The sequence below is a fragment of the Halopseudomonas sp. genome, from assembly GCF_047631575.1.
Taxonomy (GTDB): Bacteria; Pseudomonadota; Gammaproteobacteria; order Pseudomonadales; family Pseudomonadaceae; genus Halopseudomonas.
In genome coordinates, this window is the sequence record NZ_JBLIAB010000002.1 from 153,020 (window position 1) to 166,146 (window position 13,127).

Annotated in this window: 7 protein-coding genes and 1 pseudogene; 2 read left to right on the forward strand and 6 right to left on the reverse strand. The window is 52.8% G+C overall.

Translation table 11 applies throughout. From position 1 onward, the window contains the following. Positions 1 to 36 precede the first annotated feature (36 nt). Entirely contained in the window at positions 37 to 1,524 is a 1,488-nt protein-coding gene (locus ACJAXR_RS04775; protein ID WP_415057111.1) for a flavin-containing monooxygenase, read from the reverse strand. A gap of 205 nt (positions 1,525 to 1,729) precedes the next feature. On the opposite strand from ACJAXR_RS04775, the gene ACJAXR_RS04780 reads away from it, so the two are divergent. Then, positions 1,730 to 2,878 carry an ABC transporter substrate-binding protein gene (locus ACJAXR_RS04780; protein ID WP_415057112.1) on the forward strand — a complete coding sequence of 383 codons (1,149 nt, stop codon included), beginning with the start codon at positions 1,730 to 1,732 and terminating at the stop codon, positions 2,876 to 2,878. Positions 2,879 to 3,193: 315 nt separating this feature from the next. Here ACJAXR_RS04780 and katG read toward each other — a convergent pair whose 3' ends face one another. After that, positions 3,194 to 5,449 carry a catalase/peroxidase HPI gene (katG, locus tag ACJAXR_RS04785; RefSeq protein ID WP_415057113.1) on the reverse strand — a complete coding sequence of 752 codons (2,256 nt, stop codon included), beginning with the start codon at positions 5,447 to 5,449 and terminating at the stop codon, positions 3,194 to 3,196. A gap of 141 nt (positions 5,450 to 5,590) precedes the next feature. On the opposite strand from katG, the pseudogene ACJAXR_RS04790 reads away from it, so the two are divergent. Next, positions 5,591 to 5,788 (forward strand): annotated as a pseudogene (locus ACJAXR_RS04790) (transposase); the annotation flags it as partial. Between the two features lie 518 nt (positions 5,789 to 6,306). Here the strand turns inward: ACJAXR_RS04790 and ACJAXR_RS04795 are convergent. From ACJAXR_RS04795 to ACJAXR_RS04810, 4 genes are all read right to left on the reverse strand, one after another. Next, the gene (locus tag ACJAXR_RS04795; RefSeq protein WP_415057114.1) at positions 6,307 to 6,819 is read right to left on the reverse strand and encodes a TlpA family protein disulfide reductase; all 513 of its coding nucleotides are present in this window, start codon (positions 6,817 to 6,819) and stop codon (positions 6,307 to 6,309) included. 268 nt (positions 6,820 to 7,087) lie between these two features. Next, a complete protein-coding gene (tpx, locus tag ACJAXR_RS04800) occupies positions 7,088 to 7,588 on the reverse strand; it encodes a thiol peroxidase (RefSeq protein ID WP_415057115.1) in 501 nt (166 codons plus the stop codon). 62 nt (positions 7,589 to 7,650) lie between these two features. Further along, positions 7,651 to 11,358, reverse strand: coding sequence for a translocation/assembly module TamB domain-containing protein (locus ACJAXR_RS04805; protein WP_415057116.1), 3,708 nt, complete (start codon positions 11,356 to 11,358; stop codon positions 7,651 to 7,653). Then, entirely contained in the window at positions 11,355 to 13,064 is a 1,710-nt protein-coding gene (locus ACJAXR_RS04810) for an autotransporter assembly complex protein TamA (RefSeq protein WP_415057117.1), read from the reverse strand. The genes ACJAXR_RS04805 and ACJAXR_RS04810 overlap by 4 nt, the downstream gene beginning before the upstream one ends. Positions 13,065 to 13,127: the final 63 nt, after the last annotated feature.

The window sequence follows — 13,127 nt, forward strand, 5'->3', positions numbered from 1 at the left end:
GTGGACCCGACGGGCCCGCCACAAAATGGAAAAAGATCAAGCCGCCTGATCTGCGTGGCGGGCTGCTGCTGGCGGGTCGAATGTCAGGATGCCATCCTCCAATGATTCCTTGAGCAGGAGCACCGAGTCCAGTTCGTAATTGTTGAGAATGCGCCAGGGCAGGGCGCTACCCTGACGCGGCAGGACGCTGTTGCCCCGCTGCACGTAACCTGAGCGGAGCGACCCCATGATTGAATCTGTTTCGACATGGCCATGATGGTCCAGCGGAATGGCAACACTCTTGCCCTGTTCGCTCATATGCTTGAGTAGACGGCAAATATACAACGAAGCCATGTCAGCCTTTAGCGTCCAGGGCGCATTGGTATAACCTAAAATCCACGCCATGTTGGGGACGTTTTGCATCATCACTGCTTTGTAGGTCATCTGTTCATTAAGAGGGCAGTGTTCGCCGTCCAGGCTCAACTGCATACCGCCAAGAAGCTGCATCTGCAGCCCGGTAGCGGTAATGATGATGTCCGCTTCCAGTTCCTGGCCTGACTTGAGACGAATGCCTGTTTCGGTAAATGTATCGATATGATCGGTGACGACAGATGCCTTGCCGTTATTGATCGCCTCGAATAGATCCGCGTCAGGCACTGCGCACAGGCGTTCATCCCAAGGATTATAGCTGGGGGTGAAGTGCTTCATGTTGCTCTGGTCATCAAGCTTTTTACTCACACCCTTGAGCAGAATTTTCCGGGTGGCATCAGGCCAACGCATCGCTGCCTTGTATATCCAGCGCTGCATCAGAATATTGCGCCGCCTGGCCATGTGATAGACCCACTTTTGCGGCAGGACCTTGCCTAGCGTCTCCGAAATCTTGTCATAACCAGGCACGGAAAAGACGTAGGAGGGCGAACGTTGCAACATCGTCACGTGTTCCGCAGTATCAGCCATGGCCGGAACGAGTGTTACTGCTGTGGCGCCACTGCCGATGACAACTACCTTCTTGCCTCGATAGTCAAGATCCGCAGGCCATTGCTGGGGATGGATACAGGTACCGCGGAACGTTTCTACACCTGGGAATTCGGGCAGATATCCTGACTCGTAATTGTAATAACCGGTACACCCGACAAGAAAATCGCAGGTGTATAGCTTTTGCTCTCCACTGACTGTGTCGGATGTGGTCAGGGTCCAGCGCTTGTCCTCGCTGGACCAGTTGGCACTTTCGGTGGCAGTGTTAAAACGAATCTTGCTGGTGATATCAAATTCTTCAGCCGTGTCACGGATGTACTGACGAATTGAATCGCCACCGGCCAACACCTGCAAATCGTTCCAGGGGCGAAATTTGTAGCCGAAGGTGAACATGTCCGAATCAGAGCGTATGCCTGGGTAACGAAATAGATCCCAGGTACCGCCTACAGCAGCCCGCTTCTCAAGCACGGCAAAGTGTTTGTCAGAGCACGTTTCTGATAGGTGACAGGCCATACCTATACCGGATAGACCTGCTCCAACGATAATGACGTCAAGGTGTTCAGCAGCCATATTATTTTTCTCTCGAGGTGAGCTTTCTGTACCCCTATAGACTGCCTGTTTAAGTCTGCACTGCGACTACCAGATCACGCCAATTAGTGATCAATTGATGCCATTTATCCAAAAACAATAGACGAAAGAGCTTTAGTCAACACCACCCATTCAGCACAATCAGGCATGTTATCCTGCCGACTTATTGATTTTCACCTGGATTTCTATGCTGTCACTGCGTCTTTATCTACCACTTCTATTGCTCCTCTGTCTTGCACCAAAGACTCTCTATGCTGATGACTTGGAAGTAATTTTCCTCTCGCCAGACAATTCCAGGTACTGGCAAATGGTCAGTGGTTTTATGCAAGCAGTTGCTAGTGATCTAGACATCAATTTGACGGTTTATACAGACCAGCAGAAAAACCGATACAGCTACCGGGATCTCTTGGGCGAAGCATTAGATAAAAAACGGCAACCCGACTTTGTCATGCTTATGCTCAAAGAGAACGTGACAGCTGAAATGTTAAAAAGAACCGAAAAGGTCGGTGTGAAAACCTTTACTTTTAATACCAATGTCCCTGAATTTAACGGACAAACGGTCGGTGTACCCAGGCAATACCTCAAGAACTGGATCGGACACCTTGCACCGGACAACATCGCTGCAGGAAAGCAGCTTGCCGAAACGTTGATCGCCGCAGCACGCCAGAAACCCGATACTAGTCCGCTGGAAATCCTGGCGCTCTCTGGAACCCGAGATTCGTCAGCTGCCACTGATCGAGACAAGGGCTTGAAAGAATCAGTGGAACGTGAATCAGCAACACTCAATCAGTTGCTCTACGCCGGGTGGAGCCAGTCTGAAGCGCAAGACAAGACCCAGTTATTGCTTGAACGCTACCCCGGTACTGATGTGATCTGGTCTGCTAGTGATGGTATGGCCCTCGGCGCCATACAGGCTCTTGAAAGCAAGGGACTCAAGCCAGGTGTGGATATCATGGTAGGCGGTGTTGATTGGGAAAGACGTGTCCTTGATGCCATCCGGGAAGGTCGATTGACTGCCAGCATGGGTCGGCATTTTATGGACGGTGGTGTGGCTTTGTTATTAATACATGACTTTAATGCCGGATACGACTTTGCAAACGAAGCGTCAGGTACAACGTTGTCGTACAATTTGGAAGCGGCCAATCGCGAAAACATCGGCGTCATCGAACAGGTAATGCAGCCTGATAACTGGCACAGCTTAGATTTCACAGACTTCAGTCGTGCACATAATCCGATACTAAGATCTAAAGATCTTAGCGCCGATGAACTTATGGACACGCTGATGGCCGAGCTCAACACGATTGGACAACGCAATATGATTACTGAGAGTAAGTAAGATGAAGAGGTAAAAGAGTAAGTGTGGTTGCAGAATGTATCGGGTAAAGCCTTTGTTACCATTTACTGTATTTAACATAATATAGATTATACGTAGTACAGTAATTGGGTTATTTATAAGATAAAAGATAAACGTTGCGCTGCTGCGTCCGATTCTCGAGCAGCTGTGACGGCGCCGCGATATCTGCGACCGGCACTAGACACACCAGCTATCTATCTCTATCGAGAATGGAAAAGCCAAGGCACACTGTTCATGTGCATTGGCCGTTTAATTGGTTCCGCCGGTGCAAGGTGTCCGACGGAATGTTATGAGAGCCTAGGCCTTATACAGATCGTTTTGCAGTTCAAAACGGTCCGACATCATGACCTTATGCCAAGCACTGACAAAGGTTTTGACGAAACGGTCTTGACCGCCAGGCCCCGCACCGAAGACTTCCGCTGCCGCGCGCAGTTGAAGATTGGAACCGAAAACGAGATCGCAACGGGTGGCCGTCCACTTTCGTTCACCCGTCTTGGAGTCCTTGCCCTCAAATGTTTGAGCCGCTTTATCAAGAGGCGACCATTCTGTGTAAACGTCCAGCAGATTGACAAAGAAGTCATTGCTGAGCACACCCGGACGACTTGTCAGGACACCGTGCTTGGACCCGTCATAATTTGTGCCCAGCACGCGCAGGCCGCCGATAAGCGCCGTCAGTTCAGGCGAGCTGAGATCCAACAAATGCGCCCGGTCGATCAGCATGCGTTCGGGTTGAACATCATAATCGCCCTTCACATAATTACGGAATCCGTCTGCATAGGGCTCGAGGAAGGAGATGTTGTGCGCGTCTGTCTGTTCCTGAGTCGCGTCCATACGTCCGGGCACGAAAGGGATTTCAACATCAACGCCCGCATCGCTGGCGGCTTTTTCAACAGCGGCGCAGCCCGCCAGGACGATCAGGTCAGCCATGGAAACTTTTACATTCCCAGATTGCTTGCGGTTGAAATCGCTTTGAATAGACTCGAGCGAAGTCAGCACCTTTTTCAATTCACTCGGACGGTTGACCTCCCAATTGACCATCGGCTCCAGACGAATTCTGGAGCCATTGGCCCCGCCGCGCAGATCCGTCTTGCGATAGGTCGAGGCCGAGCCCCACGCTACGCCGACAAGCGCCGAGACGTCATGACCAGAACCTAAAATATCTGCCTTCAAAGCTTTAATATCCGCGTCGCCAATCACTTCGTGATCAAGCGCTGGAACGGGATCCTGCCAAATGAATGCTTCCGCAGGGACGTCCTTACCCAGTAACCTGTTTTTCGGACCCATATCGCGGTGGATCAGCTTGTACCAGGCTTTTGCAAAGGCATCGTCCAACGCCGCGGGGTCGGCCATGAATTCTTCACAAACCGCGCGGTAAGCGTCATCGACGCGCAGGGCTATGTCAGAGGTCATCATCATTGGAGGATGACGTAATCCTTCGATGTGGGCATCCGGCACCATTTTATGCGTGGAGGGGTCTTTGGGATGCCAAGCTTTCCCGCCCGCAACTGATTCATACTGTTCCCATTCGTTATTGAACAGGGTTTGAAGGTATTCGTGATCCCATCGGGTTGGGTTTGATGTCCAGGCGCCCTCGATACCGTTGGTTGTTGTGTATTCGGCCTTGCCCGTGCCGTTGCTGTTCAACCAGCCAAGGGCTTGATTTTCGATAGGCGCGCCACTTGGCTCCGGGCCGAGATGTTCTTTGGGGGAGCCGCCATGACTCTTGCCGAAGGCGTGGCCCCCGATGATCAGTGCAGCGGTTTCGCGGTCATCCATGCCCATACGGCCAAAGGTGATACGGATTTCCTGTGCCGAGGCGGCGGGATCCATATTGCCGAAGGGACCTTCGGGATGGACATAGATCAGGGATTGGCGGGACGCTGCCAATGGATTTTCCAGATCATACTCGTCTGTGCCGGGCTCCCCGACCCAACGCTTATCCTGTGTCGCCATGACGGTTTCGGGACCCCAATAGGTCGCGTCATCCGCTTCAAAGGCATCAATGCGGCCAAAGCCGAATCCCAGCGTTTTGAAGCCCATCTGCTCCATGGCTAGATTTCCAGTTAGAATAATGAGATCGGCCCAAGACAGGTTCTCGCCATATTTCAGTTTGATCGGCTGGAGCAGGCGAATGGACTTATCGATATTGCCATTGTCTTCCCATGAATAGAGCGGGGCAAAGCGCTGAAGACCCTTCGCCGCACCGCCGCGACCGTCAAAGACTCGATAGGATCCGGCTGAGTGCCACGCCATGCGGATCATTTGAGGTCCGTAATTGCCGTAGTCTGCTGGCCAGAAATCCTGAGATGTTGTCAAAAACTCCATAATGTCGGCTTTGACGGCGTCGACATCGAGCTTCGCAACAGCCGCAGGGTAGTCAAAATCTTCGCCGAGCGGATTTGCCATAGGCGATTGGCTGTGAAGTAATTCAATCGGAAGTCGCCCGGGCCACCAGTCGGCATTCATGGGCGGTGTTCCAATCGCCCCGCCAATACGGTCACTTTCAATGGATTTATATCCGCCTGCAATTGGGCATTTCGATTGTTTTGTCATAGCGTTCTCACTTTTGGGAGTTATACCACCATATCTTCGAAGACTCATTTTTACTAGCCCCATGGCACCCCCCGGTGTCAGGGTAGTTTTCACCTGATCGGTTTCCCCAAATCCAATCCCGGGGACGGTATGAGTCAGGCAATGCCGAGTTACCCACCAGAGCGCAAAGAAGCGTTATTGAGAAAGTTGTTACCTCCTCAGAACCTGTCGGTGGCCGAGGTGGCCCGGCAGGAAGGCATGTCCGAGCAGACGCTATATAATTGGCGCAAACAAGCCAAGACCGGAAGAGCTGCTGTGCCCGGAGATCAAAAGCTGACTGACAATTGGTCGGCAGAGGCCGCAGCCTGAATCGCCCCTTGTTTCGTAGACACCTCTAGGCTCTATATGGACTGCTCCCGGTCCGATATCTGGTGGCCATTCGGGGCATTACTCAGAGCTATTGATGAGTAGGCAGCGGATGAGCGAAGCACGTCGAAACGTTCCCTCTTGCGCGTTTGAGTTGCGTAAATGGCGTGGGCCTCGTCATCTTCTTTCCTTGCGTGGGGGCGAGGCCGACCAAGTTATTGTGCGCGTCCATTCCCGGGTCAGCTGGGTTTCCCCGCGATATTTTGACCCACCTACTGAAACAGCCATACGCTAGCTCGCGGGCCTGCCCCGCCGCGTTATCGCTTAATTTGATTGCCTACAAGAAGTCCAGCGCCACTCTGGCGCCCTCCTTCAAACATTAAGTGACGCCTTTATGTTCGCCGAATTTAGCGTTTTGTGTGGAATAAACCATATAAGTCCTTGATTTTTTCCAGACAGGATCTAGTGCTTTATTTGGGAATCCAACTGGACGTCCACACAAAACGCTAGCACTACTTGGTCATGCGGACCGCCATTTCCACCTCGCTGAGCTTGACCTTGCTCGGCGCTCCTTCGACACGCGCGATGACCTTACCCTGCGTGTCCAGCACGAAAACGAATGCACTAGCGCTGTCGCGCGGGATTTGCAAAGCGCTCTCCAAACTCGATTCGCTAAGGATCCAAGTCTGGTCATGGTAGCGCGCAGGAATTTTTTCCTTGGCCCGGCCGATCGCGTCTTCTTCGCTCATGAAAAACGGCAGATCGATCGCTAACACGTCGCGGATACGCACCGCGCTCTGGTCAATATTCAGACGCAGCGCTTCAGCCCACATGCGGGTGTGCTTGGCGGCATCCTTGCTCGGGGTGACGATCAGTATCGTCGGTTGACCGATCAACTGAGCAGCGCTGACTTTTTCCCCAGTCAGCACGGTCGCTGTGAAGTCGGGGATTGGGCTGTTCGAGAGCTGCGCCCAAGCGCCAACGGGCGCCAGCAGCGCAAACGCAAGCGTGATAACTGTTTTCAAGGGATTTTCCTTTTTGCTTTGTGGCGAAATGGCAACTGCACTGCGCAGTCTTTGACCAAGCTTCATCCTAAGCGGAACCTGCGTGGGTTGTCGGTGCGACAACACGCACAGTGGCTAGCAAAATTGAAGATTAAAACCCGCCCCGGACAACGCCAACTCAGCGTGGCATCACCCTAGAAACAGTAGTAACTGGATGAAAAAAAGGCGCCTATTAGCGGCGCCTTGTTGAACGTAAAGAACTTAAGTAACGAACTTTGTACCGGCTGACTCAGGTCAGCGCCGCTAAGGCCTGATCGTAATTGGGCTCATCCTTGATATCACCGACCAACTCGCTATGCAGCACTTGATCATTTTCATCCAGCACAACAACAGCACGCGCTGTTACACCTGCCAACGGACCACTTTCAATAGCGACACCGTAATTCTTGAGGAACTCACTGCCGCGCATGGTGGATAGGTTAATCACGTCATCAAGACCTTCAGCGCCACAAAAACGAGCCTGGGCAAATGGCAGATCCGCAGAGATGCAAAGCACAACCGTGTTGTCCATTGCACTGGCTTTACCATTGAACGTCCGCACCGACATCGCACAGGTGGGCGTGTCCACGCTGGGGAAGATATTCAGAACCTTGCGTTTGCCGCTGAAAGTCGCAAGGGTCGCATCCGACAGATCCTTGGCTACCAGTGTGAAAGCCGGTGCTTTGCTGCCTTTTTGCGGAAATTCACCACCGATTGTAATCGGGTTACCGCCTAGTTTAACGCTGGACATGGAAACTCCTTAGATCATTACAGGTAACGCGCAATCTGTGCGCGAGTTAAAAACAGTGCTGTTCAAAAATCAATACGGTAAAAGAAATCCAGCGAACTGGCAAAGCCGCTGACAGCTTCGAGATATAGCCTGCGAGTCAAATCATAACGAACTGCCAGCTGATTGGCCTGGCCGAATACACCCACACCATAGCGCAGACTGATCTTTTCGGTAATGTAACCAGCAGCAACGACCTGAGTTGAAACACCCGTCCCTTCGGTTTCAAGCTGGAAGTCCTGAATACCTAATGTACTGGCAATATTTTTCGCCAACGGTGCACCACCCGCCATGCCTAGTGCAAGAGCTGCCTGGCCGACCAGATTGTTGTCACCGCCATCGGCACCCAACGGACGACCAAGGACGAGATAGGCAAGCGCCTGTTCCTGAGGCATACCCGGCTCCGAGAAGACTTCACTTTGCGGCGCTTCAGCACGACCAGTCAAGCGTAATCCTGCAACCACATCGTCTACCTTGCGGATGGCCTCGATATTCAGAAAAGGCTGGGATATAGGGCCGGCAAAGAGAATTCGCGCTCGACGCAAGGTAAGGCGCTGCCCATAACGGCGGAATCGGCCGTCAAGAATATTCAAGTCGCCTGTAGCGCTCATATTTTCTTCGACCATAATGCGACCGCTGAGCCGCCCGGTAAGTCCGAACGCTGAGAGGTTTAGCTGATCACCGATGACTAACTGTACTCGTGCATCGATGTCCAGTGGTGGCGCCTCTTCTTCGAGTTCTTCCCCCACGATCACCACATCGGGTGATTGTCTCACCGCTTGCTCAGGCAATTCGCGTACAGTGATATTGCCCTCTGGTACGGCAATCAGACCTCTTATTCTAAGTTGATTGTTTGCAAGCGCGATCTGCAGGTCCGGGCTGACGAGCAGATCGGCGTAGGGCTGGACGATGACAGGAAGCTGTCTGCCCTTGAGAGCAAGGTTCAGATTGAGCTCCGGTGCCCAGACCAAGGTACCCGTAAGGCTGCTCTCACCCTCCTCTCCGCTGGTCCATTGACCGTCAACTACGGCACTTTGACCATTAATATCGATATTAACCTGTAAATCTTCCAGACTTACCGGCAGCTCAGGCCCGCTGACGAACCCTTCGGTCAATCGCAGGGTGCCAACTACCTCCGGTTGCCGTAGTGTGCCGGCCAGGCGACCATTGCCTCTCAGTCCACCGTTCAGAGTGTCTACCTGAGGCAGGAAAGGTCGCAGAATATTCAATTTCAAGTCCTTGATGCTGTACTGGCCGCTCAGTTGTTGAGCGCCTGCTGGGTCATCAATATTTGCTTGAATATCGAAAGTGCCGAAGCCATCGCTGGTTAACTGGATCCGGCTTTGCGCGGTTCCGGACTGCATTTTGGTTGTGATTTCCAGTAACTCGTAGGGGAACGCAAGGGTCTGATCGGTTTCAGTAAGAGAAACCATACCATCCACACTACGCACTACAAGATCAACAACCGGCGCCTCCCCTGCCGCCTGCTGAAATTGTACAGAGGCATTCATGTCAGCATTCCAAGCCAGGTTGTCCGGCATTAAATCTGCCAGCGACGACAGGGAAAAATTGCTCAGTGCCAGGTCCAGCTGGCGATCGGGCAGCAGCCGCTGCTCACCCTGAAAACACAGACGAGCGCCCTCATGTCGCCAGCAGTGTTCGGCTATACGCAGTTGCGCGGGACTCAGTCTATAGTTGATGCGTGCTGGTTCAGCCAGTTGCCATTCCAGTTGTCCATACGCAATTGCTGCTTCATCCAGCTGGCCTTGCCAACGATCTGCAAGGAGGCTCCCCTGGAGTTGCGCATCCACCTCGCCAATGCCGTCATCGACCTGTATAGCCAATCGGTGAATTTGGCGGTTGCCACGCAAGGTCAATAGTAGATCGCCAATGACGGTGTCCCCACTGCGCACCTGTTGTGCAGTCAACATGACGTTTCCAGGCGTTTCATCGGAGAGGGTGACATTACCCTGCACGCTTAGCTCTGCAATACTGGATTGTTCAAAGACTAACCGCTCACCCCGAAGGTCCGTTCTAACCACGGGCGCGGAACGAGGACCGCTGGTATTGAGGGTGCCCTTGAGCGCACCGCCGAGGCCTGGCCATAAGGTCTCCAGCATCGGCACTTGCAGATCAAACTGAGCTTTCACTTGGTCGCTTAGCGTTCCGGTACCGGTCACACGATTCTGACCCTGACGCAACAGCAAGTCATCCAGTTGCCAGGTATCTGCCGTCTTGTCCAGTGAACCGGCAAGTTCAAGGGGCTGAGACCGCAGGGTTCCTTCCAACGCCCAGATGGCTTCGAGCTCAAGCTGCTCGCCAATCAGACTACCTTTGCTGGTCAAAGGCCCGTTGAGATCTCCCGGCAGCTCCGCGATAAAGGCGCTCGGATCGAGGCCATCGAGCAACAGAGCGGAATCCCATGCAAGTCCCTCGACCCAGTGCAAGGCCACCTCGCCGGTGGCTGATCCAGCGTCGGTGATGACTTCAAAAGGCGTAATATTGATCTGTTCCTGATCGCCTGCGACATTCATACTCACGTTGACAATCTGGCCAGCTACCCCTGCAAGACGCGCCTTCAGACTGCCGATAACCTGCATGTTATCGTGCAGACTGGCGGATAATGACAATTGTTCGAGCTCGATATCGCCAATATCCTGCGGGTACAGCCATTGCCAAGGAAATTGCTCCAGCTCCAGCTGAACATTAGCTGCCAACTCACTCTTCCAGGAAGCGTCACCCGTCAGCGTCAGGCGTCGGGTGGGCTCTTTCACTACAAACAAAGCAAGGTCCAGTTTATCCATTGCCCTTGTACTGGCGCGTGCAGAGAGATCGAGCTCTATATCGCCGCCCTGCCCCGGAAATACTGCATTTCCTTCGATATCAAACCCCTCTTCAAGGTTTCCTCGGGCGTTGAGCGAAGACTGTATTAGTACAAGCGTTTCGGGGAGCTCTTCGGACGGAACAAAACGGTCGCCTCGCCATTTGAATATGCCGGGTACTTTAGGGTCCAGGGGTTGTAGTTCTGCATTTAACTGCCCGTCCAGATAGCCCTTGCTAATGACTTCAAGATCGAGCTCGACTGCGCTGCCTCTCAGGCGCATAGCAAGGGTCCATGGCTTTTCATCGACGGCAGGCAAGTTGACCCGTGCATCAATTTTCAATGGCCAACCATTCTCTAGGCGAATATCACCAGTCAGTTGCCAGTCCACATCGGGACCTATGCCGGTAAAACGCTGGATGACTAATTCCGAGTCACGCAAGTGTGCAGCTAACTCGATATCGGTAAGCAACGGCTCAGGCGAGTTGATTCGCAAACTGCTAATACGCAGTTTATCTACCTGAACACCCAATGGCAGGCGGATAGCCGGAAGATTGATTGTTACCCGCTTGCCACTCTCCTGCACCGATTCACTCGTGACCTGAATGCTCTCGACGTCAACCTCATCGATACACAGGCGCGCACCGAACAGACAGTTCGGGGACCAGGCAAAGCGGATGTCATCGGCGATGACTTCAATACCTTCATCGCGCCAGACAATGCGGTCAAAATCCCAGCCACGCCATAGGTGACCGCTTTCCAAACCCAGTTCCAATCGTGGCTCGATACCCTGGACTTGTTCGAACACCCAGCGATTGACCGTTTCGCTAAGTAATAGCAGCGCCAGTATCAATGGGATCAGCAGTAGAATGAATAACCCGCGCACAATGACTTTCAATACAAAAAAAATCATAGCTCCGGGCCCATAGAGAAATGAATACGGAAACCTTCCTCAGGATCGCTAAGAGAGCGGGCAAGATCAACCCGGATAGGGCCAACCGGTGAAACCCAGCGCACCCCTAAGCCGACGCTTGTTTTGCGAGCGGCCGCGAGAGAGTCCATGGCGTTACCGTGATCGACAAAACTCGCGGCTCGCCAGTTATTGATAAATTCGTATTGATACTCAACGCTGCTAGCCAGCAGATAACGGCCCCCGACCCGCTCGCCGGTGCTGTCTACTGGCGACAGTGTGCGGTAATCGTAACCCCGGACCGTTTGATCACCACCAGCAAAAAAGCGCAAGGACGGTGGGATCTGCTCAAAATCGTTGGTATACACCGCACCCAATCCGAGTCGTGCCAGTAGACGATGTTTCTCTTCGACCGTGTATAACCCCTTGGCCGTGGCAAATACATGTGCGAAGTCGACATCCGAGACGACGCCTTCCTTCGCGCCCTGAAGATCCAGCATGAGGCTATAGCCTCGGCTTGGGTCTATCCCCCCCACGCTTTTGGTTCGCTGAAAAGACACACCGGGGATCAGCAGTGTGCTTTGTCCGGAATCATTGCCCAGGGAGAAGCGTTCGTGTTCCAGACGCAGACCGGCCACCCGTTCCCAGCCGTTTTCCAGTAATTTTTCATGTTGCGCACCTACAGTCAGACTCTGGCTTTCTATATCGTCAATATCCTCGTTCTGCCAGCCACCGAAAAATCGAATCGAGTTGGTTTGTGGTGGAGTCAATGGTATTTGATAGTAGCCAGTCAGCTCCTGCCGAGGAAGCGACAACTCCAGCTCGGCACCACGTTTGTGTCCCTGGGGATTAACCCAGTGCTCAGTCCAACTCATCCGGGCACGGGCCCCTACATCGGTTGAAAATCCTGCCCCAAAACCCAGTGAGTGAGGTTCGCGCTCGGTGATCTGGACTTCAATTGGAGTTTCACCATTGTTCGCTTTTGAGGCAGGAGCGGATACCTGCACGTTTGCAAAATAACCGCTGGCTAAAAGATCACGGTTTAATTTGGCGAGAATATCAGCATCGTAAGGCACGCCTGTTTTGAACGTCACCATGCGTTGCAGCAGGTTATCGGTAAAAGGTGTGTCTGAAAAAATAACGTCGCCCAAACGAAAACGATCACCTGTCTGATAGACCAGCGAGATATCTGCCTGATTATCATCCACGTTTACCAATAGACGTTGTTGGCTGAACTCGCCAGAGAAATACCCGTAACGCAAAGCCTGATTGGCCAGGTAACTCTTGATTGTCTCGTAATGACCGTGATGAAGGATTTTCCCCGGCTGTATTCGGCCTCGCTGAGAAGTAGGCAAATTAAAGGCTTCGGTTCCTTCTCCGGCACCCTCTATACGAATATCCACCACATTCAGCCTGACCGGTTCGCCAAGGTGCACATCCAGTACCAATGCCGGATCGTTCATGCCGCTTACACGGTGGCTGATTTCGGTCCGATAATATCCCAGTGCCCGAGCAGCATTGGTAGCCTGTTCCTTGCTGTAGCCTGCCAGCGCTTCAACTTCGCGCGGATTGGACGCCTCGATTTCGCCGACAAAGGCTTCGATATTGGCTTTCACTTGCGCGTTTTTTGGCTTCACGTTTACTACGAGCTCAGCATACGCTGTCATCGTAAAAAAGATCAGGAAAATCAGCAGTGAAGGACGAGCCATGGATTTTTTCCAGCGACAAAAATGGCAGCGAAGATGCTAACATGACGAACCAATCTGGCCGGC

Coding starts and splice junctions, on each gene's coding strand:
- ACJAXR_RS04775 (WP_415057111.1), bottom strand. CDS start 1,524: ATGGCTGCTGAACACCTTGACGTCATTATCGTTGGAGCAGGTCTATCC.
- ACJAXR_RS04780 (WP_415057112.1), top strand. CDS start 1,730: ATGCTGTCACTGCGTCTTTATCTACCACTTCTATTGCTCCTCTGTCTT.
- katG (WP_415057113.1), bottom strand. CDS start 5,449: ATGACAAAACAATCGAAATGCCCAATTGCAGGCGGATATAAATCCATT.
- tpx (WP_415057115.1), bottom strand. CDS start 7,588: ATGTCCAGCGTTAAACTAGGCGGTAACCCGATTACAATCGGTGGTGAA.
- ACJAXR_RS04805 (WP_415057116.1), bottom strand. CDS start 11,358: ATGATTTTTTTTGTATTGAAAGTCATTGTGCGCGGGTTATTCATTCTA.
- ACJAXR_RS04810 (WP_415057117.1), bottom strand. CDS start 13,064: ATGGCTCGTCCTTCACTGCTGATTTTCCTGATCTTTTTTACGATGACA.